We start from the raw sequence: 26,491 nt of genomic DNA, 5'->3' as shown, positions 1-26,491 counted from the left end.
GAGACTTGGGCCATGGCAGCGATCAACATCTCGGGTGTTTCGAAGATCTACGCCGGCGGCGTCGAGGCGGTGAAATCCGTGTCGATCGATATCGTCGACGGCGAGTTCATCGTGCTCGTCGGCCCGTCCGGCTGCGGCAAGTCCACGCTTCTGCGCATGGTCGCCGGTCTCGAGGCGATCTCGAAGGGCACTGTCGAAATCGGCGACCGCGTCATCAACGATGTCGAGCCGGCCGAGCGCGACATCGCCATGGTCTTCCAGAACTATGCGCTCTATCCGCATATGACCGTTTACAACAATCTCGCCTATGGCCTTAAAAACCGCGGCACGCCGAAGGCCGAGATCGACGCGCGCGTCGCCGAAGCCGCCCGCATGCTGGAGATTGAGCAGTACCTGACCCGCAAGCCGCGCGCGCTCTCCGGCGGCCAGCGCCAGCGCGTCGCCATGGGCCGCGCCATCGTCCGCAAGCCGGAGGCTTTTCTCTTCGATGAGCCATTGTCCAATCTGGACGCCAAGCTGCGCGTCACGATGCGCGGCGAGATCAAGCAGCTGCAGAAGCGCCTTGGGACGACCTCGCTCTACGTGACCCACGACCAGCTCGAAGCGATGACGCTGGCCGACCGTCTGGTGGTGCTGAACGGCGGCCAGATCGAACAGATCGGCCGCCCACTCGATGTCTATCACACACCGGCCTCGACCTTCGTCGCGAGCTTCATCGGTTCTCCCGCGATGAACCTTCTGCGCGGCACGCGCGAGGGCACGCGGCTTCACTTCGGCTCGCAGGTGCTGGAAAGCGACCGCCTGTCCGCCCTGCCGACCGAACTCACCGTCGGCATGCGCGCCGAAGACCTGCGTGTCGCCCGGACGGGCGAACAGTCACTGACCATGAAGGTCGATTACATCGAGGAACTGGGCGCCCAGCGGCTGGTCCACGGCACCGTGGACGGCAAGAAACTGACGGCGGCGCTATCGCCTGAAATCGAGATCGCAGACGCCATCGCCGTGACGATCGCCCCGTCACGCCTGCATTTCTTCGACGCCACGACCGGCAAGCGGCTGGCGCAGTCGCGTGACGGTCTCGGCGGCAAACGCGAAGTTTCGGAGACGCTGGAGGCGGCTGTCGGGTAGCCGGCGTGGATACATTTCCGGGATGAATTTCGTCTAAGAAGCTGTTTCCTCCCAGCATCGCCAGTTTGAAGCCGCCGAAAATCAGGCGACTTCGGTGCAGACGAATTCGCTGAACTGGCTGAGGGGATGGGATGTCGCGTACGCGCGTCGAATGAGGTCGATTGACTCGTCAGGCGCGCATCCACATAGCGAGATTGGCGTCCAGCGCCTTGTCGAACGGCAGGTTGCCCTTAGTCACCTCTTCGGCGACAGCCTGCGAGATGACGACGATGCTGTCATCGTATACCGTTTTCGTCCGGCTCCAGCCGCGGTGTTCGAGTTGGCCTGAACGTCGAACCCTTTCGGCGTGGGGTGGAAATAACCCAGCTCCGGCTTTCGATCAACAGCACGAAGAAGTTCGGCAAAGCCATAGGCTTTCCCCCTTGTCATGTCACATCAACGGGTATATACCCGCAAAAATGTCGAACGCCACCTGTCACTGCATTCTGTTGCGCAAGGCAACTCGCAAGGTCTCGTCCTATTACGACGAGGCGCTGGCACCGCTTGGCGTCAATATCGGCCAGTTCAGCCTGCTCAGAAACATCAGAAGACTGGAGCCGGTCTCGTTGACCGAGCTTGCCCGTCGCGTCGAGCTCGATCGTTCGACCGTCGGCCGCAATGCCAAGGTGCTGGAGCGCATGGAGCTGGTCGCAATCGGCCACGGCGAGGACCAACGCGAAGCGGTTCTCACAGTCACGCCAAAAGGGCATGAAATTCTCGATAAGGGCGCTCCGCTGTGGGATGGTGTCCAGGATGATATCGAGGCCCGGCTTGGACAGGAAAAGACGGAACAATTGCGGGAGCTGCTGGCAGCTCTCTGATTTTTATCGAGAAACGGATATCTACCCGCTAATGCGGGCATATACCCCTAATATCGCGCCACCTGCGCGGCAATCGAAGGAGACGGGCAGATGATCTCGACAAATGTCGCCGACTGGATGGCGAAAAAGGAAATCCATTATGGGTGGGTTGTGGCCGCCACCACCTTCCTCACCATGCTGGCAACCGCAGGCGCCATGGGTTCGGCCGGCGTCATGATCCAGCCACTCCACCAGGAATTCGGCTGGGATATCGCCGACATCTCCTCGGCCATGGCGGTTCGCCTCGTGCTTTTCGGCCTGCTCGGCCCGTTCGCTGCAGCCTTTATGAACCATTTCGGCATCCGCCAGGTGGTTTCGACCGCGTTGGCCCTGATCATGGGCGGCATCGTCGTATCTCTTTTCATGACCGAGGTCTGGCAGCTGCTTTTGCTTTGGGGCGTGGTGATCGGCGTCGGCACGGGCATGACGGCGCTGGTGCTGGGTGCCACCGTCGCCGCTCGCTGGTTCTCCAAGCGCCGCGGCTTGGTTGTCGGCCTGATGACGGCAAGCAATGCCACCGGCCAACTTGTCTTCCTTCCCATTCTGGCAGCGCTCACCGAGGCCTATGGCTGGCGCACCGCGCTGGCCCTGGCTGTCGCGGTCATTGCGACTGCCATGGTACTCGTCCTGCTTCTGATGCGCGATCATCCCGCCGACGTAGGCCTTCCGGCCTATGGCGATACGGCGATTACCAAGCCACCGAAGCAGGATCACAATCTACTCGCCACCCTGGTCTCGCCGCTCGTGACCCTGACAAGCGTCGCCGGCAATCCCGTCTTCTGGGTGCTGTTCGGCACCTTCTTTGTCTGCGGCTTGTCGACGAACGGCCTGATCCAGACCCACTGGATCTCGATCTGCGGTGATTTCGGCATGGCTGCCGTCACCGCCGCCAGTACGCTCGCCGTCATCGGCATCTTCGATTTCTTCGGCACGATCCTCGCCGGCTGGCTCTCGGACCGGTATGACAGCCGCGTACTGCTCTTCTGGTTCTACGGGCTGCGCGGCCTGTCGCTGATCTATCTCTCGCTTTCAGGTTTCAGCTTTGTGGAGCTGTCCGTCTTTGCAATCTTTTACGGCCTGGACTGGGTGGCAACCGTGCCGCCGACAGTGAAGCTCGCTGCGGAAAATTTCGGTCGCGAAAAGGCCGGCATCGTTTTCGGCTGGGTCTTTGCCGGCCACCAGCTGGGCGCGGCGACCGCCGCCTTCGGCGCCGGTTATTTCAAGAGCGACTTCGATACCTATATGCCGGCCCTGCAGATCGCAGGGCTCATGTGCATCCTCGCAGCCCTCGCTGTCATGCTGCTGAAAAAGCCGGGCTCCGCAACACTCACGCCCCAGGCTGCATGAGGCAGGCCCAAGGTGCGCATCGGGACGGCGTTCGCGCCGTTCCTTTCCAAGACCGACGCATTGCAGAATGCCTCATATTTTCTTGAAAACCTGTCGCATTTGGCGCTGAAATCTCCCCAAATTCCTTCCCCGTCCATCCCCGCCTTTTGCGCCCGTGCCATACTCCTCTCGTCCCGCCATCGGATACACCGGATAGCGTTGCCGGCGAGGCGGGGCCGGTGCCTTCGGTCGGTGTTTGAAACGCAGGCGCGGCCGCGGGGGCCTGCAGAAAATGGTTTCCCTCTCGTCTGAAACAGGACGGGGCGTGCCTGTGAGGCACACATGAGGAGCGCGACTGGTGTGTCGAAAGACAGGCCTTTCGTGGCGCGGCAGCGAGAGCTGCGAGCACCACCCTGTACCGGAAAACGGTGCCGCCATCCCCGCAGAGAAACCGCAGTTGCAGGTAAAAACCACCGCGACGGGACACATCGCGTGTCACTTTTATCTACTCAATCAGGCACACGATGTGTCCCGGCCGAGTTCATGCCTGCCCGAAACGAGCGGGGCGCCAAGCCACGGGCGTAACGCGCCGCGTGAAGGCCTCATTGTATCTAAATGCAAGCCTCCACAGAAATCTGTAGGTTTCCGCAGAGCCGATTTGATATAGACAGGCCTCTCTCAACGACGCCCACGATCAACAGGAAATGACTCAATGGCAAGAATCGTCAATGTCGCGATCCAGATGGATCATGTCTCGGGCATCAACATCGCGGGTGACAGTACCTTCGCCATGAGCCTCGAAGCGCAGGCGCGCGGCTACAAGCTGTTCCACTATACGCCGAACCAGCTGTCGCTGCGGGACGGCAGGATCATTGCCACCGTCCAGCCGATGAGCCTGCGCGACGTCAAGGGCGACCACTATTCGCTGGGCGACGCCGAGCGCATCGACCTGTCGACCATGGACGTTGTGCTTTTGCGCCAGGACCCGCCCTTCGACATGGCCTATATCACCTCGACGCATCTGCTCGAGCGCATCCATCCGAAGACGCTCGTCGTCAACGACCCGGCCTGGGTGCGCAACTCGCCGGAAAAGATCTTCGTCACCGAATTTCCCGACCTGATGCCGAAGACGCTGATCACCCGCGACCCCACCGAGATCGCCAGCTTCCGCGCCGAGATGGGCGACATCATCCTGAAACCGCTCTACGGCAATGGCGGCGCCGGCGTGTTTCATTCGACCCGCGACGACCGCAACCTCTCGTCGCTGCTTGAAATGTTCGGCCAGATGTTCCGCGAACCGTTCATCGCGCAGGAATACCTGCCGGCGGTGCGCAAGGGCGACAAGCGCATCATCCTTGTCGACGGCGAGCCGGTCGGCGCGATCAACCGCGTTCCGGCCGAACACGACGCCCGCTCAAACATGCATGCCGGCGGCAAGCCGGAGGCGACCGAGCTGACCACGCGGGAAAAGGAAATCTGCACCCGCATCGGGCCTGCGCTGCGCGAACGCGGTTTCCTGCTCGTCGGCATCGACGTGATCGGCGACGTCATGACCGAGATCAATGTCACATCACCGACGGGCATCCGCGAAGTGAAGAAATTTGGCGGCGCCGATATCGCCGCGCTTCTCTGGGACGCGATCGAACGCAAGCGCGCCTGACACAACAGATCCAACCGAGGCGTCACCCGCCTCGGTTGCGCATGGCTACAACCCGATTTAATCCCATGGATGTTCACGGTTGTTCCGCTTCCTCGAAAAATACAACCTGTTTCAACCTTGGCGATTATCGTCGTCGAGCATGTTCGATAACTGTTCTTATTTTATTCCGTTATTCGTGCAAGATTTTCCACTACAGCCGGTGAAGGTTGTGGTGGCAGGGATGGAGCCCGCCTCGCGGCAAGAGGGGCAATCATGGTCGCGCGTGTCAGTACGGTAGCATTTCAGGGCATAGAGGGCATGCCGGTCGACGTCCAGGTGATGGTCGCGCCGCGCCAGTGCCGCCAACATGCCCGATCTCGCCGATATCAAGGGCCAGGAAAGCGCCAAGCGGGCGCTGGAGGTGGCCGCGGCCGGAAACCACAATCTCCTAACGTTGTGCTACATTAATTGACGTCGAACTTCCGACGGCTGTTGGCGCATTTGGGACCTCGGTGAACTTCTCTTCATGGCCCCATAGCGGCCGCTCGTGGCCCACTGATACGGCGGCCACCCGTCGTCTAGTTGTCGGCCGAATGCCTCCTGGGGTGTTCCAACGACAAATGGGGCAATTCATCTTTAGGTTTTATTAGATACTTGCGTTTTCGCGATACAAGCGCACCATCTACCCTCACGATTGGTGTTGAGGGAGAAAATGCCATGAACCTAACAAAACGCGATTTCACGAAAGGCATGATTCTGGCTGCAGGGTTTGCTGGGTTTGGTACCGCGACGGTTCAAGCTGCGGACTTCGTTGACGTTGAAGCCCGTGCCATCGCCAAGGAGGCCTATATTTACGGCTTCCCGATGGTGGACAGCTACCGCATCCAGCACGCTTATTTCGTCGACACCAAAAACCCCGAATACAAGGGGCCATGGAATCAGATCGTCAATACCCCGCGTGTGTACACGCCAGCCGACACGGCGATCCAGACGCCCAACTCGGATACGCCCTACTCGTGGCTCGGCTTGGACCTGCGCACCGAACCGATGGTGCTCACCGTGCCACCGATTGAGAAGGACCGTTATTTCAGCGTTCAAATGATCGATGCGTACACTTTCAACTTCGACTATCTAGGCAGCCGCGCGACGGGCAATGATGGCGGCAGCTTCCTCATCGCAGGACCAGGCTGGAAAGGCGAGACACCAAAGGGCGTGAAGAAAGTGATCCGCTCGGAGACCGATTTCATATGGGCCGCCTACCGGACGCAGCTTTTCAATCCGGACGATCTCGACAACGTCAAGAAAATCCAGGCGGGTTACAAGGCAGAGCCGCTGTCGGCGTTTCTCGGCCAACCCGCGCCAGTCGCCGCGCCCGCTGTTGATTTCATCAAGACGCTGACGCCCGCAGAAGAAAAGACGTCGCCCGAGTTTTTCAACATTTTGAACTTCATCCTGCAATACTGTCCCACCGATCCGTCAGAAACCGAACTGATGGCGCGTTTTGCCAAGATCGGAGTCGGCGCGGGCAAGACCTTCGACGCGAGTAAGCTTTCGCCTGAAATGAAAACCGCCATCGAGCAGGGAATGGCCGACGCCTGGGCCGAACTCGCGAATTTGGAGAAACAAAAAATCGACACGGGGGAAGTGACCTCCGGCGACGTTTTCGGCACGCGCGAGTATCTGAAGAACAACTACCTCTACCGCATGGCTGGAGCTGTGCTCGGCATCGGGGGCAATTCGAAGCAGGAGGCGATGTATCCGGTCTACGCCGTCGACGCCGACGGACAGAAGCTGACCGGTGCCAACCGCTACACCATCCGCTTCGCGCCTGGGCAACTGCCACCCGTCAACGCCTTTTGGTCACTGACTATGTACGAGCTGCCGCAGAGCCTCCTCGTCGCCAATCCGATCAACCGCTACCTGCTCAACTCGCCGATGCTCCCGCAGTTCGTGAAGGACGCCGACGGCGGCCTGACGTTCTACGTCCAGAGCGAGTCGCCGGGCAAGGACAAGGAGGCGAACTGGTTGCCTGCGCCCAAAGGTCCGTTCATCGCTTTCATGCGCCTCTATTGGCCAAAGGAAGCGGCGCTCGACGGCACATGGAAGCATCCGCCGATGACCAAAGCAGCGTGAGGGACGGGAACGCCAGGCGCTGCCGGAAATTAACTTTTAGCGCGAAGCGGAAGTTATTTCCGTGGCAGCTCCTGGCGCAAGGAGGACCACAGGTCAGCGTATCACGCTGATGGTCGGCCCACCCGGCTCCGGCAAGTCGATGCTCGCCGCCCGCCTGCCCTCGATCCTGCCGCCGCTCTCTCCCGCCGAACTGCTCGAAGTGTCGATGATCCATTCGATCGCCGGGCAACTGCCGGGCGGCAAGCTGTCGGACCGGCGGCCCTTCCCCACGCCACACCATTCGGCGACGATGGCCGCGATGATCGGCGGCGGCCCGCGCCAAGCCGGGCGAGGCTTCGCTCGCCCAGGTGCTCGATGCGCTGCGCCAGCCGCTCGAAACATCTGAATGCATCATCGCCCGCGCCAATCACCGCGTCACCTATCCGGCCGCCATCCAGCTGGTCGCCGCCATGACCCCATGCCGCTGCGGCATGGCGGGCGAACCGGGGCATACCTGCGCCCTCGGCCCCGCTGCGTCTCCGACTATCAGGGGCGCATTTCCGGCCCGTTGATGGATCGGATCGATATCCGCATCGATGTCCCCTCCGTCACCGCCGCCGACCTCATCCGCCCGGCGCCGGCCGAGCCGAGTGCCATCGTCGCAAGACGCGTCGCCCGCGCCCGCGAAATCCAGGCGGATCGCTTCATCGCTTTCGGCATGCCGGAAATCCTCTCGAACGCGCGCTGCTCGACATCCATGATCGAGAAGATGGCCGAGCCGGATGCCGGCGGCCTGCAGCGGCTGCGCGACGCCGCGGAAAAGATGAAATTTTCGGCGCGCGGCTACCACCGCGTCCTGAAAGTTGCCCGCACGCTCGCCGACCTTCACGAAAAGCTGACGGTTGGGCGCGTCCACCTGGCCGAGGCGATTTCCTACCGCATTGCCGGGGAACGGTTGACGGCCGCGGCATGAGGCAGAACCACCCTCATGCGGACATGAGAGTGGCTTGGACGCAGAGGATCGCGATGATCAGCCGACGAGATGCTCGAACAGCACCGTCGACAGGTAGCGTTCGGCGAAGGATGGAATGATGACGACGATGTTCTTGCCTTCGTTTTCCGGGCGCTGGCCGACCCTGATCGCAGCCGCCAGTGCAGCACCAGAGGAGATGCCGACCGGCACGCCTTCGAGCTTCGCCACCTGCCGCGCCGTTTCCACGGCCTGAGCGCTGTTGACCGTGATGATCTCGTCGTAGATTTTCGTATCGAGGATGGCAGGTGCGAAGCCCGCGCCGATGCCCTGGATCTTGTGCGGGCCGGGAGCGCCACCGGAAAGGACGGGTGATTCCTCCGGCTCGACGGCGATAACCTTGATCGACGGTTTACGGCCCTTGAGCACCTGGCCGGCGCCGGTGATCGTACCGCCGGTGCCGATGCCGGAAACGAGGATGTCGATGCTGCCGTCGGTGTCGTTCCAGATTTCCTCGGCCGTCGTCTTGCGGTGGATTTCCGGGTTCGCCGGGTTTTCGAACTGCTGCGGAATGATCGCGTCAGGCAAGGTCGACGCCAGTTCTTCCGCCTTGGCGATGGCGCCCTTCATGCCCTTCGGGCCTTCCGTCAGCACCAGTTCGGCGCCGAGCAGCGCCAGCATCTTGCGGCGTTCGACCGACATGGTTTCCGGCATGGTGAGGATCAGCTTGTATCCCTTGGCGGCAGCGGCGAAGGCGAGCGCGATGCCGGTATTGCCGGACGTCGGCTCGACCAGCGTCGTCTTGCCGGGCGTGATCTTGCCCTGTGCTTCCAGCGATTCAATCATAGCAACGCCGATACGATCCTTGACCGAGGCGATCGGATTGAAGAACTCCAGCTTCGCCAGAAGATTGGCCTTCACCCCGTTTTCCTTCGCCAGCTTGTCGAGGCGAACGATCGGCGTATCGCCGATGGTCTCGGTGATCGAGGAATAGATGCGGCCGCGGCCGGGCTTGCGCTGCTCTGACATGGTGTTCTCCCTTTTGCCAAGTTGTGAGGGACAATAGGATCAAACCAACCCGCTTGCCAGAGGGCTATTCTCCAACCGCTTGATCCTCATTGGAAAAAACTGTTGCGTAACCGCCGGTTGCCGAATGATTATTTCAGGCAGCTCGCGTGGCGATGTAGGCGGCGGTGGTGCCGAGAATACCGGCAGCGATCCGGTTCAGCGATTTGAGTGCACGGGGTTGTTTCAGAAGCAGCCGGGCGCGGGAGGCCAGCAGGATATACGGGATCAGAACCGCCATCAGGACGATGGAGGTCGAGCCGACAAGAATGGCATATTCGTTGAGGCCGATCGCATGCACATCGATCAGCGTCGGCACCAGCGCTACATAGAACAACATGGTCTTCGGGTTGCCGAGCGTGACCAGCAGTCCGGAGAGGAAGGACAGGCCCATGCTTGCGCTTTTCTTCGCCTGGATATCCTGCGGCAGCAGCCCGGTCGTCCAGAGCTGGTAGGCGATATAGACGAGATAGAGTGCGCCGAGGATCTTGATGACCATGAAAGCGGTGGTGAAAGTCTGTGCCACGAAGGCAAGACCAAGGATGACGGCCGTCAGATAGACCAGGTCGCCGAGCACGAGACCGAGCCCCATGAAGAATGTTTCGTGAAATCCTGAACCAAGCGCCCGCGCGACGATCGCCGTCATGCCCGGCCCGGGGATCGCGGCCGCGATGAAGAGGGCAGTGCAGTAGGCGAAAAGGGTGGCGAGGCTCATAATCGGCTCCGGACATTTGCGAGCGCGAACATTTAGCTGTTTTTCTTGAGCCGGGCAATCTGGCTGCATTGATCGAAGCGGCTGTTCCGGCTAATGCATTGCTCCGGCACAAACCTTCGCCTTGCACCGCCCGGAACTGGAGAGGCCGTTCATGCCTGGAACCGCAAGCTTGGCCGCGTTCGCCCTTGTCGCACTTGGCATGGTGCTGACGCCCGGGCCGAACATGATCTATCTGATCTCCCGCTCGCTCTGTCAGGGGCCGGTGGCGGGATTGGTCTCGCTCACCGGCGTCGGCCTCGGCTTCCTGGTCTATATGCTGTCGGCCGCCTTCGGCATCACCGCGCTGCTCTTGGCGGTACCCTATGCCTATGATGCGCTGCGGTTTGCCGGAGCGCTCTACCTCCTCTATCTCGCCTGGCAGGCCCTGCGTCCCGGCGGGCGTTCGGCTTTCGAAGTTCGCAACCTGCCGGCAGACAGCCCGCGCCGCCTGTTTTTCATGGGCTTTGCCACGAGCCTGTTGAACCCGAAGATCGCCGTTCTCTATCTGTCGCTGCTGCCACAGTTCATTGATCCGGCCCTGGGCCGGGTCTTTTCCCAGTCCGTCGTTCTCGGCACGATCCAGATTTTCACCAGCCTCTCCGTCAATGCGCTGATCGTGTTGACGGCAGGCTCCATCGCCACGTTTTTCGCCGGCCGCCCGGCGTGGCTTTCCATGCAGCGCTGGCTGATGGGCGGTGTGCTCGGCGCTCTTGCCCTTCGCATGGCGATGGAAAGCCGCCGCTGAAACGGTTTTTCCTTCCTCCCAACCAAGACTTGAGCATGCCATGACAACAGCACTACTTATCATCGACGTTCAGAACGCCATCCTCGAGGGCGAAGGCACACCGGAGCGCCAGCCTGCCATAGACGCGGCCCTCAACGAGACCATCGGCCGGCTGCAGTCGATCCAGGCGCGCGCCCGAGCCGCCCATGTCCCGGTTATTCTCGTGCAGCATGACGGCGGCCCGGGAGACCCGCTCGCACGCTCGTCCAAGGGCTGGGGCCTGCGCCATGAAATTGCGCCGGTGCTCGGCGAGACTGTCATTCACAAGACAAGCTGCGACAGCTTCTTCCAGACCGATCTTGAGGAACAGCTGGCAAAGCGGTCCATAACCCATCTCGTCATCGGCGGCTGTCAAACACAGTTCTGCGTCGATACCACTGCGCGCCGCGCCGTGTCGCTCGGGTATGACGTAACGCTGCTTTCCGACGGCCATTCGACCGGCGACATGGGCGAGCTGACCTTTTCGCAGATCATCGCCCATCACAATGCCGTGCTCCGCGGGTTCAACGCCGGCGGACATGCCATAGAGCTACGCCGATCGGACGAGATCACCTTCTGAGGGTTACTCAAGGACCGGTCGCATGAAGCTGCGTTCGTAACTCAGGATGCAGCGGCTTTTCTCGGCAAGCGCAAAGGCTGCCTGGCATTCGGCATCCTTTGCCATGCGCTCGCGATAATCCTCGTAAGCCGCAAGGCTCGGAAAGCTGAAGAGGGCGAGCGCGATATTGTTCGCCCCTTCATGCGGCAGGAAATAGCCATGATGCGTGCCGCCCAATCGGTTGACCAGCGGGATCCAGAGTTTTGCGTATTCCTCGAACTCGGCGAGCTTGTAAGGGTCGATAATGTAGCGAAGATAGCAGGTGATCATGCGGGTCTCCCATGGATGTCTCAGCCCGCCTGATGCCGCACCCGGCGGGGTAATGTCCAGCCGAATGTCATGCCGGCAGCCGCAATCAGGATCGCCGCGGAGCCGAGAAGCTGCCCCGGCTGCAGCTGATGACCGAAGGCGATGCGATCGACGGCAAGGGCGGCAACCGGATAGATGAAGGACAGCGCGCCGGTGACGTGCGTCGGCAGCTTCTGGATGGCGCCATACAGCAGCACATACATCAGTCCCGTATGGACCGCGCCCATGGCAACCAGCAACGCCCATTGATAGGCCTCCGTCGGCAGGCCGGAGGTGCCGGCGAAAGGTGCCAGCATCAGAAGGCCGGTGACGACCTGGATCAGCGCGATCAGATGCGGCGGCGTTCCCTTCAACCTTTTCGCCACGAGCGCGGCCAGCGCGTAGAAGAATGCAGCGCCCAGCGCCATGGCGATCCCCGTCAGATAATCGCCCCCGGTGAAATCACCCGCGGGCTTGGCCTCGACGATCGCGACCATGCCGGCAAACGCAACGGCGAGCCAGGCGAGCTTCGCCGCGGTGATCTTCTCCTTGAAAAAAAGCCCGCCGATGGCGAGCAGCATGAAGGGCTGGGTGTTGTAGACCATGGTGGCAATCGAGATCGAGGAGCGCGAATAGGCGCCGAACAGAAGCAGCCAGTTGACGACAATGGCGACGCCTCCCAGCACGGCAAGGCCAAACAGCCGCCATGTGAGGATCCCGCTGCGGAAATGTCCGAGCGAGGCACAAATGGCCAGAAGCGTCAGCGCCCCGAACAGGCAGCGCCACAACACCACATCGATCACCGGTTGGCCGGACATCAGCACGAACCAGCCGATCGTGCCGGAAATCAGCATGGCGGCGGTCATTTCGATGCTGCCGGTTTTGACATCCTTTTCCATCACTTCCACTCCCTTGAACACGACGGAAGGATAGTCGGCAGAAAGGCCTTTTTATATGGATTTTGAAAGGACGATCCGGTATTGTCCCTAATCATGAAAGGAAAATTGCCAATTATTCCTAACGGAGGCTTCCTTGCTCGATGACATCGACCGGCGTCTGCTGGACATCCTGTGTACCAATGCCCGCATATCCCTGAAGGATTTGGCCCAGGAGGCTGGTCTATCCTCGCCCAGCACGGCGGACCGACTGCGGCGGCTGGAGGATCGCGGCGTGATCACCGGCTTCACTGTCGGCGTCAATCCGGCAGCCCTCGGCTATGCCCTGCAGGCGGTGGTGCGCGTGCGGCCGATGCCGGGCATGCTGCATATCGTCGAGAAGCTGATCCAGGACACGCCGGAATTCGTCGAGTGCGACAAGGTGACGGGCGACGACTGTTTTATCGCCAAGCTGCTGGTGCGCGACATGGAACAACTCGACACCATCCTCGACAAGGTCGCCGAACGCGCCCAGACCAATACCTCGATCGTCAAGTCAACGCCGGTGAAACGCCGGCTACCGCCGCTCAACGGTGGAAAATGAGTGTCAAAACTCGGCCATCGGCGAAAGCATAACGGGCCTGGCCAGACGGTCCGCAGCCGCTCCCCGAACCATCAAACTGGTCTGTGAGGCAAACGGCTCCGGCTTCCCTTGCCAATCCAGCCTGTCAGGCGGAAAGCAGACTTCGATGCGATCCGGGCGCAGATCAAGTGCAGCAAGGATGACGGAGAGTGGCGAGAGGGTCCGGCCGACAATGTCGAGAAGCTGAAAGCAATTCGCTTCGCGGGATTTCCATGCAACGACAACCTCGGGCTGATCCAGGTAGCTCAGCCGGATGCCGGGGTCGAAGTAGCTGTTGAGCAGAAACATCTCCGTCTGCGCCGCGACCGCGAAGATCGGGGAAACCGGCGTCCTTTCGCGCAACAGCCGCTTTACCACAGCCACGTCGCCGGGATTGTCAAGCGAGAGCGTGCGCGACGAGCCCTCGGGTCTCGCAGCCACCGGTGGCGGCCCCGAGAACTGGCGCTGCGGCACGTTTTTGAACCCATAGGGCTCATACAGTGCCGGCTTGTCGGTCAGGAGAAGACCGAGTTCAAAACCCCGTGCGTCGCACCAGTTGAACGCCCGCCGCATCAGATCGCGGTAGAGTCCCCGGCCTCGCCATTCAGGCCGGACCGCACCGGACTGGAAGCCTGCCGCCGTGACAAGCCGGCCGTCGATCATGATCGGCATGGAAAAGGCGCTGAAATTGGCGACGCCGATGCCGTTCTCATCAAAATACGCGAACGGCATGCTCGTCGGATCGGGTCCGCCGAACCGATCCTGAATGCTGACATCGATGCGGAACGTATCGTGCAGCAGCGCCACCAGCGCGGCCCAGGCGGCGGGATCTCCGAAATAATCCTGCCGGAACGTCAGGCCATAGGCAGCGGACGCGACAGGCATTTAGACGCCCGTCGAGCCAAAGCCCCCGGCACCCCGCGCGGTTTCGCTGGCATTCGGCGCCTCGCGGACGGAAACCTGCGTCACAGGGGCAATCACCATCTGGGCAATGCGCATGCCGCGCTCGATGACGAAATCCTCGTCGCCGAGATTGACGAGCAGCACCTTCACCTCGCCGCGATAATCGCTGTCGATCGTGCCGGGGGTATTGAGGCAGGTGATGCCGTGCTTGAAGGCAAGGCCGGAGCGTGGGCGGATTTGCGCCTCGTATCCGGCCGGGATTTCGAAGATGAAGCCGGTCGGCACGAGTGCCCGCTTGCCGGGTGCGAGCGTCATCGGCTGATCGGCAGCGACAGCGGCACGAAGGTCCATGCCGGCAGCACCGGCCGTCTCATAGGCGGGCAGATCGATGCCTGTTGCGTTTGGCAGGCGGACGAGGCTGAGGGTCGGGCGGGTCTGGGAATGAAGAGTCATGCCTCTCATTAGCAATTCCAGCTCCGGCACGGTCAATGCGAATTGCAAGTTATCCACGGAGTCGCTACATACGCGGCAATTCACAGGATTCACATCATGGCCGAAAGTCTCGCCGAGGCGGTTTCCCGCCGCCGCACCTTTGCTATTATCGCGCACCCGGACGCGGGCAAGACCACGCTCACCGAAAAGCTGCTGCTATTCGGCGGTGCGATCCAGCTTGCCGGCGAGGTCAAGGCGAAGAAGGACCGCATCCAGACGCGATCCGACTGGATGAAGATCGAGCGCGAGCGCGGCATCTCGGTCGTCACCTCGGTGATGACCTTCGAATATGGCGGCAATGTCTTCAACATTCTCGACACACCCGGCCACGAGGACTTCGCCGACGACACGTATCGCACGCTGACGGCCGTGGATGCCGCCGTCATGGTCATCGACGCCGCAAAGGGCATCGAGCCGCGGACGCTCAAACTGTTCGAAGTCTGCCGCATGCGCGACATCCCGATCATCACCTTCATCAACAAGATGGACCGCGAAAGCCGCGACCCGTTCGAGATTCTGGATGAGGTCGAGGAAAAGCTGGCGCTCGACTGCGCCCCCGTGACCTGGCCGATCGGCCGTTCGAAGACCTTCTGCGGCTCCTACCATCTCGCCGACAACACCGTGCGCGGCTCCGACACGCAGGAAATCCTCACCAAGGTCAACGGGCCGGAAATGGCCGCCCATCGGCTGCCGGAAAACGAGCGCGATGCCTTCATCGACGAGTTGTCGCTGGCGATCGAGGCCTGCAAGCCGTTCGACAAGAAGGCGTTCCTCGAAGGCCATCTGACGCCGGTCTTCTTCGGCTCGGCGCTCAGGAACTTTGGCGTGCGCGACCTCATCAATGCGCTCGGAGACTTCGCCCCGCCGCCACGCGATCAGGTGGCCGACGTCCGGACGGTCCAGGCGACCGACGACAAGATGACCGCCTTCGTCTTCAAGATCCAGGCGAACATGGATCCGAACCACCGCGACCGCATCGCCTTTGCCCGCATCTGCTCCGGCAAGCTGGAGCGCGGCATGAAGGCGCGCCTGTCGCGCACCGGCAAGCAGCTCGGCCTGACAGCGCCGCAGTTCTTCTTCGCCTCGCAGCGTCAGCTTGCCGACACGGCCTATGCAGGCGATGTGGTCGGCATTCCGAACCACGGCACCTTGCGCATCGGCGACACGCTGACCGAAGGCGAACAGCTGGTGTTCCAGGGCGTACCGAACTTCTCGCCGGAAATCCTGCGTCGCGTGCGGCTCGAAGATGCGATGAAGGCCAAGAAGCTGAAGGAAGCCCTGCAGCAGATGGCAGAGGAAGGCGTGGTGCAGCTGTTCTCCCCCGAAGACGGCTCTCCGGCCATCGTCGGCGTCGTCGGCGCGCTGCAGCTCGACGTGCTGAAGGAACGGCTGCAGTCGGAATACGGCCTGCCGGTCTCCTTCGACGTGGCGCGTTTCTCCGTCTGCCGCTGGATTTCGGCCGATCAGCCAGCGGACCTGGACAAATTCATCAACGCCCGGCGTGGCGATATTGCCCGCGACCTCGACGGGGACCCGGTCTTCCTGGCCCAGGATTCATTCTCGCTGCGTTATGAAGCGGAACGTTACCCGGCTATCAAGATGGTCGCCATCAAGGAGTATCACGTCGCCAAGGCCGCGTGATATTCGCCGCCCCGGCCCTGCCGTCAGAAGAGGCCACGGACAATGAGCCATGAGCCCACTGCGACGAGGATGGCGCCGGCGGCTTGCGAGAGCCGCTGCCCACCGGGCATGACTTTTTCGGCAAGCACGAAGATCGCGAGCCCGGCGATCCAGAGGATGTTCATCACCCCGCCGACGAACAGAAGCGCCATGAGCGGCCAGCAGCAGCCGACGCAATAAAGGCCGTGACGCAGCCCCATCCTGAAGGCACCCCACGGCTCGCGGCGAAATCCCCCCTCGCTCTGGATGAAAGCGAGGGGCGCACGGCACTTGCTGAGACAGGCATGCTTGAGCGGCGTCCACTGATAGAGGCCGGCGAAGAGGAGCAGCATCCCGCTGAACAGGCCGCTCGCGCTCTCCAGCATCGGCGTCAGCAGCAGGCCGCGTTCGAGCCGCCATTGTCCGGCAGTTGCCACAAGCGAGAACACGAACCAGGCCGCGGCATAGCCGCTGCCGAAGACGCCGGTGGCCGCGAAGGGCGCGCCCTGGCTTGCGGCGTGCCGGCCAACACGCGCGTAGAGCAGGATCATCGGCGCGGCCGACGGAAGCATCATGCCGACCATCATCACCGACCACATCGCAAAAACAAGCAATGCCTCGCCGGGGCTCCACACATGCGGCGCCAGCATGGCCTCGGGCATGCCGGGCATATCCGTCCCGGGCATGCCATCCATGGATCGCATCGGCTCTTCACCTGCCGCCATCGTGTCGCTGAGCGAAAGCAGATAGGCCCAAGCAAGCAGGGTCATGGCGGCTAGGCTGGCGATTATGATGATCCGGTCCCGCTTCAGCAGGGCGTCGAGCGTGGTTCCAGGCATCGTCCTAGGCCCTAGTGAACGACGCCGCTTTCGGTCATGTGCAGGCGGGCAAAATGGGCGTGCGAATCCTTGGTGGATAGAGCAATCGGCCCTTTCGTCTCGGCCCATCCACGCCCGGCCTCGCATATGTCGTATTCGAAACCCTGCGGCAGGTTGATGCGGGCCCGGTGTTCGTCGCCGGTGACGGGATTGCGGATCGGTTCGCCGCGCGCTTCGATCCAGCCTGGAATGTCCACCTTGGCCGTGCGCCCGTCCATGTCCAGATCGAAATCGATCCGCGTGAAGACCGGCTCATACACCGTATCGTATGTCGTGGCGAACACGGCGAAGAAGGTCGCGCCCGGCTCGGTGTCGAGCCCGCTCATGATGCGCAGCAAGGCTTCGCGCTGCGCCGGCGAAGCGCGCTCGTCGATGATCGGCACACAGGCGCCATGCCCCTCATGGATAGGCCCCGGCCATGACACGATCATGCCGACACGCAAGCCGTCGAGCCGCGTTTCGCCATGGAAGCCGTCCTCGACTTCGATGACGCCGATGGCGTGGCATTTGCCCTGGGTGGGGAGTGCATTGAATTGGCAAGGGCAACCATACGCGCAGTTGCAGTGGATGAACTCGCGCCCCTGAAGCTTCCATCTGACGCCGGTCATTTCATCCTCCATTGAACGGGGAACGCGTCTTTTACAGGAATTTCATGCAATGCTAATTAAATACCCGCGCCTTCGGCTTGTCCAGTGAACTCGGCGCTTCCGCGGGCGTGCCGGCTGCCGGTTGCAACGACCGGGAAAGACGGCGGGCGTATCGGCAATCCAGATCCGCGCCCGGGGAAACCAGGTCGTGCACCGCCTACCGGCGGTCGATCAGCGTGAGATCGCCGTTTTCATCGACCGAAACCTCGATGCCGATATAGCCGGGGATTTTCGGATGCGAGGTCTCGAACGGATGCGTATGCGTGGCGGTGATGACCATCACGTCCGAACCCGCCGATTCTCCCGCAATGACACCGGCCGCGACATCCTCGAACACCAGGCAATCCTTGGCATCGAAGCCGACGCGCTTGGCGCCGAGCAGGTAGCATTCCGGGCTCGGCTTGCCGCGCGAGACATCCTCGGCGATGACGATGAAGCGCGGCTCCGGCAGGCCGGCGGCGGCAATGCGGACCTTGGCGAGTTCGCGCGGCGAGGACGTAACGATCGCCCAGCGCTCCGGCGGCAGACTCTTCAGGAATTCGATCGCGCCGGGGAGCGGTCTAACGCCCTCGACGTCCTCGATCTCGCCCTGGCAGATGATCGCCGATTCCGCCTCCGGATCGACCCCGGGCAGGCCCAATTGACGGATGGTGTCGACGCCGCGCTTGCCATGCATGGTCGGCAGGAAGGTCGCGACATCGAGGCCATGGCTCTCCGCCCAGCGCCCCCACACGCGCTCCGCTGCTTCGATGGAACTCAGCAGCGTTCCGTCCATGTCGAACAGGAAAGCGGAATATTTCTTGCCGAACACCGGCGATGACGCGGAAGACAAGGGGCGGACTCCTTATGTGATCTGGCTGCCCGCCTCTGTGCGAGCGATGGCATACCCGTTCGATACGGGGATTCCTGCCGCAGATCAAACCGATATCGGCGTCGCAACACGACCTTGCGACTTTTCTTACGCGTCATTGCGCGGAGAAGGCGAGCCGCAAACCCATGACGCCGAAGGCACCGGCAAAACCGCGCCGAAGCCACGTTGTCACGCCCGGCCTTGCGATGACATGGCGCCGCGCAGCCGAGGCGAAGACGCCATAGACCACGAAGACGATGAAGGTCAGCGCCATGAAGACGGCGGCAAGCCAGAGCATGAAGAGCGTCGGCGAAGGCGTGCCGTTGTGCACGAATTGCGGCAGGAAGGCGAGGAAGAACAGCGACAGTTTCGGATTGAGGATATTAAGGAGAAAGCCGGTGGTGATCACCCGCAGTGCAGGGACCTGGCTGTCCCGCTCGGCGATGCGCAGTGTCTCGCTGTCCTTCAGAACACTCCAGGCCATGTAGAGCAGATAGGCGACGCCGAGATATTTGATGACCTGGAAGGCAAGCGCGCTGGCGTGCAGGAGGGCCGCCAGGCCCGCGATACTGGCGGCAATATGCGGCAGGATGCCGAGCGTGCAGCCGAGGGCGGCAAGGATGCTGGCGCGGGTGCCGGCGTTCAGCCCCATTGCCAGCGTGTAGAGCACGCCGGTGCCAGGCAGCAGGATGACGATGATGGATGTCAGCAGATATTCGAGGGTCACGGCGCGCTCCGTTCGATGAGGAAAACCGAAGCTAAGCGGATCGCCGTCGGCCGGTCTTGAACGGAATTGCAGGCCGTCAGCCAAAGGCCAGCGCGTAGGCGCCGGGCGTCACGCCGTAGGCGCGCACGAAGGTTCGCGTCATATGGCTTTGATCGGCGAACCCGCCGGCAAAGGCGGCATCGGCGAGAGGCGTCCCCTTGGCGATCATCCGGCGAACGATGCCGATACGACGCTGGACGAGGTAGGCATGTGGCGTCATTCCGGTCGCCTGGGCGAAGGCGCGTATCACTTGAAACCGGCTGAGCCCGCTCGCCGCGGCAAGATCTGCCAAGGTTACCTCGGCCGCCGGGTCGTCATCGATCCGAGCCTTCGCGCGGCTGACGGACGGTGGCACAATGCGGATTTGCGGGTGGCGCTCCATCAGGGATGCGATCAGTTGGAGAAGGCCGCTTTCGCCCGCCAGCGTTTCCCGCGTCTGCGTCATCGCCGCATAGACTGACACAAACCCTTCGACGGCGCTGCGGTCGCTCATCACGGGCCGCGAAAACACAAAATCCTCCGCCCGCGCCTCGGCGATGTCGAGCACTGCATCGGCAATCAGGCCGGGATCCAAATAGAGCATTTGCCAGGAGCGCCCCGAGTCGCCGATCGGGTACCCGTCATGGACTTCGCCCGGATTAACCGTGATCATGTCGCCCGGCCCTGCCTCGACCGGCCCTCGCCCGCTGGCTGATCTCTGCGCGCCGCGCATGATGACGCCGATGCCGAACTGGTCGTGCGTATGCCGGCCGAAACTGTGTGCCGTGTCGGCCTCAACGGCCTCCACGCCTTCGATCGCGCATCGCTTGATCCGGAACTGACCGGTCTTCATTGCCTGGAACGCTCCTCAATCCCGCTCCCGGCCGGGCAGAGCATCGCGCTCGCCGAACCAGTTCGCCGCCGAAGAACACCAGATCTGATGCCTGGGCGCAAGTTCGCTCCGTTGGCGGATATTGCCCCAGCGGATGCCGATTTCTTCGGCATCCTCGTCCGTGCCGGTCGTATAGATCGGCGAGCCGCAATTGCCGCAGAACATCTGGAAGCGCGTCCGGCCGTTGTCGCCGGTCTTGACGTAGGTCTTCGGCTCACCGGCCGTGATCCGAAAACTATTCTTCGGCACGGAGACAGTGACGCGATAGACCGAGCCGGTCAGCTGCTGGCAGTCCGTGCAATGGCAGATGCCGACCTCGTCGGGGTCGATCTCCGCCTCATACCTGATCGCGCCGCAATGGCAGTTCCCGTCGATATGCATGCTCGATCCTCCCTGTTGAGAAGGAACCTAGCGCATCAGACGCCGGTGAACAGCCAGGCATGTTCCTTGGCGTTGTTGAATTTCCAGATCCGCGACGGGCCGGCCATGACGTTGAGGTAATAGAGATCATAGCCATGGATCGCCGCGACCGGATGATAGCCCTTCGGTACCAGCGTCACGTCTCCATCCTCGACGGCCATGGCCTCGTCCAGCGAGCGGTCGTCGGTATAGACGCGCTGCATGGCGAAACCTTGAGCCGGATTCAGGCGATGATAGTAGGTTTCCTCCAGGAAACTTTCGGCCGGCAGGTTGTCCTCGTCATGCTTGTGCGGCGGATAGGACGAAGTATGGCCGCCGGGCGTGATGACCTCGACGACGAGCAGCGAATGGGCCGCATTGTCGTCCTCCGGCATGATGTTGGTTACATAGCGCGTATTCGTCGCCTTGCCGCGCGTCATCTGAGGGTGCGTTCCCGGACGGATCACCTGCGTCTTGTAGCCGTCGCCGCCAGGTGCCGAGCACACCGCCAGATCAAGAGCCGACGTCGCCGTCGCCTGCCAGCGGCTGCCCTTCGGTACATAGACCGCATAGGGCTGTCCATCGAACGGCGTCATGCGCTCGCCGAGTTCGCCGAAATCCTTGCCGTCGACGGAGATTTTCGCCTTGCCGGCGACGAGCACGAGGCAGGTCTCGCGCTCGGCGCTTTCGCCAGCCGTCTTCTCGCCAGCGGCAAGCCGATGGAGCCCGAAGCCGACATAGGTCCAGCCGGCGGATTCGGGCGTGATGTCGTGGACGAGGCCGGAGGTGCCGTTTGGCTTGACGAGAAGATTTGGCATGAGCTTGGTCCTTTTATCCAACATCCATGTGTTTGCGGGCCTCGCTTTAAGCGCCCGAAGCGTCAACCCTTGGGGAAACCTTCCGTTTCCACTGTATAGCCTGCAGCGGTCATGACGCGCATCAGTTCGGCATAGCCGATCTCCGCCATCTTCTGCGGCGGCGACTTGCGCGGATCCTGCTCGGCCTCGACCACGAACCAGCCTTCATAGCCATAGTCGGCGAAACGCTTGACGATGGCGCCGAAATCGAGCGAGCCGTCGCCCGGTACGGTAAAGGCCCCGAGCGCCACGGCGTCAAGGAAAGATTGCTTGCTGCGATCCAGACCGTCGATTACCGCCTGACGGATGTCCTTCACATGCACATGGTTGATACGGGCATGGTGATTGTCGATGGCACGCAGCACGTTACCGCCAGCGAAAGCCAGATGGCCGGCGTCCAGCAGCAGCGGAATGCCTTCGCCCGAATTCTTCATGAATGCGTCGAGTTCCGGCTCGGTTTCCACGACAGCCGCCATGTGGTGATGGTAGGAAAGGGGCATGCCCTGTTCGGCGCACCATTCGCCGAATTCGGTGACGCGGCGTGCATAGACCTTCATCTCATCATCGCCAAGGCGCGGCTTGGTGGCGAGCGGCTTGGAGCGGTCGCCCTGAATCGAACGGCCGACTTCGCCATAGACGATGCAGGGCGCATTAACGGCCTTGAACAGTTCGATCATCGGCGCGATGCGGTCCTTGTTGGCCGAGAGATCCTCATTGACTAGCGTGCCGGAGAACCAGCCGCCGCAGAGCGTCACGTCGGCCGCGCGCAGGATCGGCAGCATTTCGTTGGGATTGTTCGGAAAGCGGCGACCTTGCTCCATGCCAGTGAAGCCCGCACTGCGCGACTGGCGCAGGCATTCTTCGAGCGACACGTCATCGCTGAGTTCGGGAAGGTCGTCGTTCCACCAAGCGATGGGCGACATGCCGAGTTTGGCTTTCATGAAAATTCTCCTTGAGGCGTCGTTCGGGAAGCCTGCAGCGAGCTCTCCGAAATGATCTGGCAATGATGTTCGGGGCTCTCCCGTCCATATCAGGACGGGACGTTTCTTAACCGATGCGCTGTGCGGCAAGCGCTTTCTCGTAGCCCTTGCGGGCCTCGTTGACCTTCGCGCGCTCGGAAACTTCCGGCACCGCGACATCCCACCAGTGACCGCCCTCATCCGTGGTGATGAGCGGGTCTGTGTCGATAACGATAACCGTCGTGCGATCTGCGCCGGCGGTTTCCTTCAGCGCGATTTCCAGCTCGGCGATCGACGAAACCTTGCGCGTCACAGCGCCCATGGCAGCCGCGTGGGCGGCAAAATCGATGGCTGGCAGCGTGACGTGATGCGTGTCCCTCAACAGATTGTTGAAGTTCGCGCCGCCGGTGGCCATCTGCAGTCGGTTGATGCAGCCATAGCCGGCATTGTCGAGCAGCACGATGGTGATCTTGGCACCGAGCATGATCGAGGAGGCGATTTCTGAATTCAGCATCATGTAACTGCCGTCGCCGACCATGACGATGACGTCGCTATTCGGTTTGGCGAGCTTGACGCCGAGACCGCCGGCGACTTCATAACCCATGGTCGAAAAACCGTATTCCATGTGATAGCTGCCGGGGGAATCCGCCTGCCAGAGCTTGTGCAACTCGCCCGGCAGACCGCCGGCGGCGCAAACGAGCGTGGTATTCTCCGTTCGGGCGCGCTGGACGGCACCGATCACCTGCGCATCGGACGGCAGTGTAGCGTTGGTGGCCTCCATTGCCTTGTCCGCTGCCTTCAGCCACTCGGCCTTGCCGGCGGTCGCCTTCTTCGTCCAGGCCCCATCGGCCTTTTGCGAACCAAGCCCGGCGCTCAACGCCTCCAGCCCGACGCGGGCGTCGGATACCAGCGGCAGGCCCTCATGCTTGGCGGCGTCGAAGGCCTGTACGTTAAGGCCGATGATCTTCAGATCGTCATTTTTGAACAGCGACCAGGAGCCGGTGGTGAAATCCTGGAGGCGCGAACCGACCGCGAGAACAACATCGGCCTCTTCGGCAAGCTGGTTGGAGGCCGAGGTACCCGTGACGCCGACCGAACCCATGTTGAGCGGATGGCTATGTGGCAGCGAGGACTTGCCAGACTGGGTTTCGACGACGGGGATACCGTGCGTCTCGGCGAACGTTGCGAGCGCTTTGGCGGCTTCCGAATAGAGCACGCCGCCGCCGGCGATGATCACCGGCTTTTTGGCCGCCTTCAGCGCCGTGATCGCATGGGCCAGTTCATCGGCATCGGGGTGGAGGCGCCGGGTCGTCCAGACCTTCTCGTCGAAGAAGTTCTCCGGATAATCATAGGCTTCCGCCTGCACATCCTGGCAGAGCGCCAGCGTCACCGGGCCGCAATCGGCGGGGTCGGTCAACACCTGCATGGCGCGGCGCAGCGCCGGGATGATCTGTTCCGGACGGGTGATGCGATCGAAATAGCGCGAGACGGGACGGAAGCAGTCGTTCACAGTCATGGTGCCGTCGCCGAAATCCTCGATCTGCTGCAGAACCGGATCGGGGCGGCGATTGGCGAAGACGTCGCCGGGAAGGAAAAGAACGGGCAAGCGGTTGACGTGCGCGAGCGCCGCGGAAGTCACCATGTTCAGCGCACCGGGGCCGATCGACGTCGTGCACGCCATGAAGCGCCGGCGGAAGCTTGCCTTGGCAAAGGCGATCGCTGCATTCGCCATGCCCTGCTCGTTCTGGGCGCGATACGTCGGCAACGTGTCCTTGATGCCGTATAGCGCCTCGCCGATGCCCGCGACGTTACCGTGACCGAAAATGGCAAAGACACCGCCGAAGATCGGCAGTTTTTCGCCATCGATCACGGTCATCTGCCGCGTCAGGAACCGCGCCACGGCTTGCGCCATGGTCAGGCGGACTGTTTTCAGGCTCATTGTTTCCTCCTCGAACGAGGCCATCGCCTCGCATTAACTCCGCATACGAGGAGAGTTCTACCCCCCTCCGTCCCTTCGGGACATCTCCCCCTCGATGGCGGAGATCATAGTTTTCTCTCATCTGCGCTGTCGTCGGCAAAGCTAATCACCCTCTTTGAAGAGGAGATTACCGAAGGGACAGAGGGAGTGAGGGCCGTATCCTCGGCACTCACCGGGTTTTTCAAGCCGCTTTCGTCTCCGCCAAGCCGAGCCACAGATTGACCAGAGCCTCGAACTTGCCCGCCATGTCGGCGATCGCCTGCTCGTCGGTCATCTCGCCTGCGAGCCACGCCTTGCTGGCATCGGCAAAGATCGTGCGGCCAACGGCAAAGCCCTTGACCGTCTTGGAGGTGCGCGCAGCGGCAAAACCTTCCTTGAGCACATCATACGGCGCCTCCAGTCCGAGTAGAACGACGCCGCGGCAGAGGGGATCGCGCTTTTCGATGACCGCATCGATGGCGGCCCAGGCGGCGCGGCTTGCCTGCGGCTCCAGCTTCCACCAGTCGGGCTTCAGGCCGGCATCATAAAGCTCATTGAGGGCGCGGGGAATGGTCTGGTCGTCGAGTGTACCGTGCTTGCCGGCGATGATCTCGATCAGGATTTCGCGGCCGACTTTCCGCGCTGCCTCGAAGGCGGAACGCAGCTTGGCGATCTGGGCGGCCTTCATCTCGGCCGGATCGTCCGGATGGTAGAAGCTCAAGACCTTGATGCAGTGATCGACCGGCCAATCGATGAGCCGGCTACCGAGGTCCTGACTGAACTCGAACTGCAGCGGCCGCGAACCCGGAAGCTCGATCGGCTTGGCGATCCAGAAATCCTTGTTCTTGGCGGCGGCAAACAGGGCCTCGCGGCCGTATTTGTCATCGATGAGCATGCCGAAGCCGGGGCGGCCGTTGGCGATACGCTCGGCCGCCTTGACGGCCAGCACCTTGAAGGCCGGGATGCGGGCCAGCAGATCAGGATTGCCATCGGCAAGATCCTCGAGTTGGCTGCGGTGGTCAATGGCGAGCGCCATCAGCTGCGGGATCTCGCGGCGGCGGGTTGTTGCCCAATGGACGTGGTTGATCGCCTCGTCCTTGCGCAGCGCCTTTTCCTTGCTGCCGTTTTCGAGAAAAAACTGCAGCTCGGTCCAGGTCGGAATTTCCGGTGCGCAGAGCAGACGCGAGACAGCAAAGGCGCCGCAGGCATTGGCCCATGTGGCCGAGGTGGCATGCGGTTCGCCTTTCAGCCAACCGCGCAGGAAGCCGGACATGAAGGCGTCGCCGGCGCCGAGAACGTTGTAGACCTCGATCGGGAAGCCCTTGCCGACGATACCGTCTTCGAGATTATCCGAAATCGGACCATCGTAGACGATGCAGCCCATCGGCCCGCGCTTCAGCACGATCGTCGCCTTGGAATTGGCGCGGATGGTCTTGAGCGCCGCAAGCAGGTCGCTGTCACCCGATGCGATAAGCACTTCCTCCTCGGTGCCGACGATCAGGTCGCAATCGGCCAGCACCGTCTTCAGGTGAGCCGAGACCTTTTCCGAGGCGATATAGCGGTTGTCGCCCGCGTCATGGCCGGCAAGGCCCCAGAGATTCGGGCGATAGTCGATATCGAAGACGACCTTGGCGCCGCTTTCCTTGGCAATACGGATCGCCTTGCGTTGGGCGGCATCGGTGTGCGGCTTGGAGAAATGCGTGCCGGTGACCAGGATGGCACGGGCGGAGCGGATGAAATCTTCGGCCACATCGTCTTCGCACAGCGCATTGTCGGCGCAATTGTCGCGGTAGAACAGCAGCGGGAAGGAATGATCGCTTTCAACGGAGAGAATGGCGAGCGCGGTCAGCCGTTCGGGATCGGTCACAATGCCCTTGGTTTCCACGCCTTCGCGCTCGAGCTGCTCGCGGATGAAGCGGCCCATCTGCTCTTTGCCGACACGGGTCAGCAGCGCCGATTTCAGACCGAGACGCGCCGTACCGACGGAGATATTGGTGGGGCAGCCGCCGACGGACTTGGCGAAACTGGCGACGTCCTCCAGCCGCGTTCCGATCTGCTGGCCGTAAAGATCGACCGAGGCCCGGCCGATGGTGATGAGGTCAAGCGGCTTGTCTGCCTGCATCCTGTTGGTCTGGCTCACTGCTTCCTCCCGGCGGGGCGCTGGCGTCGCGCCGACATTCCTATTGTCAGTTG

25 protein-coding genes and 2 pseudogenes are annotated in these 26,491 nt (G+C 62.0%); 11 read left to right on the top strand and 16 right to left on the bottom strand.

Annotated features, from left to right (window positions below; genetic code table 11):
* Window positions 1–12: 12 nt before the first annotated feature.
* The 7 genes and pseudogenes from WI754_RS06760 to WI754_RS06730 all read left to right on the top strand — a co-directional run.
* A complete protein-coding gene (locus WI754_RS06760; RefSeq protein WP_349436922.1) occupies window positions 13–1,128 on the top strand; it encodes a sn-glycerol-3-phosphate import ATP-binding protein UgpC in 1,116 nt (371 codons plus the stop codon).
* A 458-nt stretch (window positions 1,129–1,586) separates the two neighbouring features.
* Window positions 1,587–1,988, top strand: a complete 402-nt coding sequence (locus WI754_RS06755) for a MarR family transcriptional regulator (RefSeq protein ID WP_349436920.1) — start codon at window positions 1,587–1,589, stop codon at window positions 1,986–1,988.
* Between the two features lie 90 nt (window positions 1,989–2,078).
* The gene (locus WI754_RS06750) at window positions 2,079–3,374 is read left to right on the top strand and encodes an MFS transporter (protein ID WP_349436919.1); all 1,296 of its coding nucleotides are present in this window, start codon (window positions 2,079–2,081) and stop codon (window positions 3,372–3,374) included.
* Between the two features lie 691 nt (window positions 3,375–4,065).
* On the top strand, window positions 4,066–5,013 hold the full coding sequence (gshB, locus tag WI754_RS06745) for a glutathione synthase (protein ID WP_349436918.1): 948 nt from the start codon (window positions 4,066–4,068) through the stop codon (window positions 5,011–5,013).
* 322 nt (window positions 5,014–5,335) lie between these two features.
* A pseudogene (locus WI754_RS06740) lies at window positions 5,336–5,449 on the top strand (ATP-binding protein); the annotation flags it as partial.
* A gap of 260 nt (window positions 5,450–5,709) precedes the next feature.
* On the top strand, window positions 5,710–7,125 hold the full coding sequence (locus WI754_RS06735; RefSeq protein WP_349436917.1) for a DUF1254 domain-containing protein: 1,416 nt from the start codon (window positions 5,710–5,712) through the stop codon (window positions 7,123–7,125).
* Window positions 7,126–7,231: 106 nt separating this feature from the next.
* Window positions 7,232–8,077: pseudogene (locus WI754_RS06730) on the top strand (ATP-binding protein); the annotation flags it as partial.
* Between the two features lie 57 nt (window positions 8,078–8,134).
* Here WI754_RS06730 and cysK read toward each other — a convergent pair.
* Window positions 8,135–9,103, bottom strand: coding sequence for a cysteine synthase A (cysK, locus tag WI754_RS06725; protein ID WP_349436916.1), 969 nt, complete (start codon window positions 9,101–9,103; stop codon window positions 8,135–8,137).
* A gap of 133 nt (window positions 9,104–9,236) precedes the next feature.
* Window positions 9,237–9,854, bottom strand: a complete 618-nt coding sequence (locus tag WI754_RS06720; RefSeq protein WP_349436915.1) for a LysE family translocator — start codon at window positions 9,852–9,854, stop codon at window positions 9,237–9,239.
* Window positions 9,855–10,005: 151 nt separating this feature from the next.
* Here WI754_RS06720 and WI754_RS06715 point away from each other — a divergent pair, with 151 nt between their 5' ends.
* Both WI754_RS06715 and WI754_RS06710 read left to right on the top strand, forming a co-directional pair.
* Entirely contained in the window at window positions 10,006–10,638 is a 633-nt protein-coding gene (locus tag WI754_RS06715; protein ID WP_349436914.1) for a LysE family translocator, read from the top strand.
* A gap of 40 nt (window positions 10,639–10,678) precedes the next feature.
* A complete protein-coding gene (locus WI754_RS06710) occupies window positions 10,679–11,236 on the top strand; it encodes a cysteine hydrolase family protein (protein ID WP_349436913.1) in 558 nt (185 codons plus the stop codon).
* A 3-nt stretch (window positions 11,237–11,239) separates the two neighbouring features.
* Here the strand turns inward: WI754_RS06710 and WI754_RS06705 are convergent, their stop codons facing one another.
* On the bottom strand, window positions 11,240–11,545 hold the full coding sequence (locus tag WI754_RS06705) for an NIPSNAP family protein (RefSeq protein ID WP_349436912.1): 306 nt from the start codon (window positions 11,543–11,545) through the stop codon (window positions 11,240–11,242).
* A gap of 20 nt (window positions 11,546–11,565) precedes the next feature.
* Window positions 11,566–12,462 carry a DMT family transporter gene (locus tag WI754_RS06700; RefSeq protein WP_349436911.1) on the bottom strand — a complete coding sequence of 299 codons (897 nt, stop codon included), beginning with the start codon at window positions 12,460–12,462 and terminating at the stop codon, window positions 11,566–11,568.
* A 133-nt stretch (window positions 12,463–12,595) separates the two neighbouring features.
* Between WI754_RS06700 and WI754_RS06695 the strand changes: the two genes are divergently transcribed.
* Complete coding sequence (locus tag WI754_RS06695) at window positions 12,596–13,042, top strand: Lrp/AsnC family transcriptional regulator (RefSeq protein WP_349436910.1); 447 nt, start codon at window positions 12,596–12,598, stop codon at window positions 13,040–13,042.
* Between the two features lie 3 nt (window positions 13,043–13,045).
* On the opposite strand, the gene WI754_RS06690 is transcribed toward WI754_RS06695, so the two are convergent.
* Window positions 13,046–13,945 (bottom strand): GNAT family N-acetyltransferase, encoded by a 900-nt coding sequence (locus WI754_RS06690; protein ID WP_349436908.1) that lies wholly within the window; start codon window positions 13,943–13,945, stop codon window positions 13,046–13,048.
* A complete protein-coding gene (gene dut, locus WI754_RS06685; RefSeq protein ID WP_349436906.1) occupies window positions 13,946–14,416 on the bottom strand; it encodes a dUTP diphosphatase in 471 nt (156 codons plus the stop codon).
* Window positions 14,417–14,512: 96 nt separating this feature from the next.
* Between dut and WI754_RS06680 the strand changes: the two genes are divergently transcribed.
* On the top strand, window positions 14,513–16,096 hold the full coding sequence (locus tag WI754_RS06680; RefSeq protein ID WP_349436905.1) for a peptide chain release factor 3: 1,584 nt from the start codon (window positions 14,513–14,515) through the stop codon (window positions 16,094–16,096).
* A gap of 23 nt (window positions 16,097–16,119) precedes the next feature.
* On the opposite strand, the gene WI754_RS06675 is transcribed toward WI754_RS06680, so the two are convergent.
* From WI754_RS06675 to iolC, 10 genes are all read right to left on the bottom strand, one after another.
* Window positions 16,120–16,953 (bottom strand): DUF2182 domain-containing protein, encoded by an 834-nt coding sequence (locus tag WI754_RS06675; protein ID WP_349436903.1) that lies wholly within the window; start codon window positions 16,951–16,953, stop codon window positions 16,120–16,122.
* A gap of 11 nt (window positions 16,954–16,964) precedes the next feature.
* On the bottom strand, window positions 16,965–17,600 hold the full coding sequence (locus tag WI754_RS06670; protein ID WP_349436902.1) for a DUF1326 domain-containing protein: 636 nt from the start codon (window positions 17,598–17,600) through the stop codon (window positions 16,965–16,967).
* A 196-nt stretch (window positions 17,601–17,796) separates the two neighbouring features.
* Window positions 17,797–18,471, bottom strand: coding sequence for an HAD family hydrolase (locus WI754_RS06665; protein ID WP_349436901.1), 675 nt, complete (start codon window positions 18,469–18,471; stop codon window positions 17,797–17,799).
* Between the two features lie 133 nt (window positions 18,472–18,604).
* Window positions 18,605–19,216, bottom strand: a complete 612-nt coding sequence (locus WI754_RS06660; protein ID WP_349436900.1) for a LysE family translocator — start codon at window positions 19,214–19,216, stop codon at window positions 18,605–18,607.
* 76 nt (window positions 19,217–19,292) lie between these two features.
* Window positions 19,293–20,087: an AraC family transcriptional regulator gene (locus WI754_RS06655; protein WP_349436899.1), complete on the bottom strand. Its 795-nt coding sequence runs from the start codon at window positions 20,085–20,087 to the stop codon at window positions 19,293–19,295.
* Window positions 20,088–20,102: 15 nt separating this feature from the next.
* Window positions 20,103–20,507 carry a GFA family protein gene (locus WI754_RS06650; RefSeq protein WP_349436898.1) on the bottom strand — a complete coding sequence of 135 codons (405 nt, stop codon included), beginning with the start codon at window positions 20,505–20,507 and terminating at the stop codon, window positions 20,103–20,105.
* Between the two features lie 35 nt (window positions 20,508–20,542).
* Window positions 20,543–21,343 (bottom strand): 5-deoxy-glucuronate isomerase, encoded by an 801-nt coding sequence (gene iolB / locus WI754_RS06645; RefSeq protein WP_349436896.1) that lies wholly within the window; start codon window positions 21,341–21,343, stop codon window positions 20,543–20,545.
* Window positions 21,344–21,405: 62 nt separating this feature from the next.
* Window positions 21,406–22,323, bottom strand: a complete 918-nt coding sequence (iolE, locus tag WI754_RS06640) for a myo-inosose-2 dehydratase (RefSeq protein WP_349436895.1) — start codon at window positions 22,321–22,323, stop codon at window positions 21,406–21,408.
* A 106-nt stretch (window positions 22,324–22,429) separates the two neighbouring features.
* Complete coding sequence (gene iolD, locus WI754_RS06635; protein ID WP_349436894.1) at window positions 22,430–24,280, bottom strand: 3D-(3,5/4)-trihydroxycyclohexane-1,2-dione acylhydrolase (decyclizing); 1,851 nt, start codon at window positions 24,278–24,280, stop codon at window positions 22,430–22,432.
* A 220-nt stretch (window positions 24,281–24,500) separates the two neighbouring features.
* On the bottom strand, window positions 24,501–26,420 hold the full coding sequence (gene iolC / locus WI754_RS06630) for a 5-dehydro-2-deoxygluconokinase (protein WP_349437748.1): 1,920 nt from the start codon (window positions 26,418–26,420) through the stop codon (window positions 24,501–24,503).
* Window positions 26,421–26,491: the final 71 nt, after the last annotated feature.

It is taken from the genome of Pararhizobium sp. A13 (assembly GCF_040126305.1).
Taxonomy (GTDB): Bacteria; Pseudomonadota; Alphaproteobacteria; order Rhizobiales; family Rhizobiaceae; genus Pararhizobium.
Note: the sequence above shows the minus strand (reverse complement) of the source record. Positions and strands in the feature narration are given on the sequence as shown.

Excerpts from the sequence above, each read along its gene's own strand:
- WI754_RS06710 (WP_349436913.1), top strand. The coding sequence starts at position 10,679 with ATGACAACAGCACTACTTATCATCGACGTTCAGAACGCCATCCTCGAG.
- iolD (WP_349436894.1), bottom strand. The coding sequence starts at position 24,280 with ATGAGCCTGAAAACAGTCCGCCTGACCATGGCGCAAGCCGTGGCGCGG.
- WI754_RS06755 (WP_349436920.1), top strand. The coding sequence starts at position 1,587 with ATGTCGAACGCCACCTGTCACTGCATTCTGTTGCGCAAGGCAACTCGC.
- WI754_RS06720 (WP_349436915.1), bottom strand. The coding sequence starts at position 9,854 with ATGAGCCTCGCCACCCTTTTCGCCTACTGCACTGCCCTCTTCATCGCG.
- gshB (WP_349436918.1), top strand. The coding sequence starts at position 4,066 with ATGGCAAGAATCGTCAATGTCGCGATCCAGATGGATCATGTCTCGGGC.
- WI754_RS06760 (WP_349436922.1), top strand. The coding sequence starts at position 13 with ATGGCAGCGATCAACATCTCGGGTGTTTCGAAGATCTACGCCGGCGGC.
- iolB (WP_349436896.1), bottom strand. The coding sequence starts at position 21,343 with ATGCCAAATCTTCTCGTCAAGCCAAACGGCACCTCCGGCCTCGTCCAC.
- iolC (WP_349437748.1), bottom strand. The coding sequence starts at position 26,420 with ATGCAGGCAGACAAGCCGCTTGACCTCATCACCATCGGCCGGGCCTCG.
- iolE (WP_349436895.1), bottom strand. The coding sequence starts at position 22,323 with ATGAAAGCCAAACTCGGCATGTCGCCCATCGCTTGGTGGAACGACGAC.
- WI754_RS06670 (WP_349436902.1), bottom strand. The coding sequence starts at position 17,600 with ATGACCGGCGTCAGATGGAAGCTTCAGGGGCGCGAGTTCATCCACTGC.
- WI754_RS06650 (WP_349436898.1), bottom strand. The coding sequence starts at position 20,507 with ATGCATATCGACGGGAACTGCCATTGCGGCGCGATCAGGTATGAGGCG.
- WI754_RS06680 (WP_349436905.1), top strand. The coding sequence starts at position 14,513 with ATGGCCGAAAGTCTCGCCGAGGCGGTTTCCCGCCGCCGCACCTTTGCT.
- WI754_RS06735 (WP_349436917.1), top strand. The coding sequence starts at position 5,710 with ATGAACCTAACAAAACGCGATTTCACGAAAGGCATGATTCTGGCTGCA.
- WI754_RS06675 (WP_349436903.1), bottom strand. The coding sequence starts at position 16,953 with ATGCCTGGAACCACGCTCGACGCCCTGCTGAAGCGGGACCGGATCATC.
- cysK (WP_349436916.1), bottom strand. The coding sequence starts at position 9,103 with ATGTCAGAGCAGCGCAAGCCCGGCCGCGGCCGCATCTATTCCTCGATC.
- WI754_RS06715 (WP_349436914.1), top strand. The coding sequence starts at position 10,006 with ATGCCTGGAACCGCAAGCTTGGCCGCGTTCGCCCTTGTCGCACTTGGC.
- WI754_RS06690 (WP_349436908.1), bottom strand. The coding sequence starts at position 13,945 with ATGCCTGTCGCGTCCGCTGCCTATGGCCTGACGTTCCGGCAGGATTAT.
- WI754_RS06750 (WP_349436919.1), top strand. The coding sequence starts at position 2,079 with ATGATCTCGACAAATGTCGCCGACTGGATGGCGAAAAAGGAAATCCAT.
- dut (WP_349436906.1), bottom strand. The coding sequence starts at position 14,416 with ATGACTCTTCATTCCCAGACCCGCCCGACCCTCAGCCTCGTCCGCCTG.
- WI754_RS06655 (WP_349436899.1), bottom strand. The coding sequence starts at position 20,087 with ATGAAGACCGGTCAGTTCCGGATCAAGCGATGCGCGATCGAAGGCGTG.
- WI754_RS06700 (WP_349436911.1), bottom strand. The coding sequence starts at position 12,462 with ATGGAAAAGGATGTCAAAACCGGCAGCATCGAAATGACCGCCGCCATG.
- WI754_RS06705 (WP_349436912.1), bottom strand. The coding sequence starts at position 11,545 with ATGATCACCTGCTATCTTCGCTACATTATCGACCCTTACAAGCTCGCC.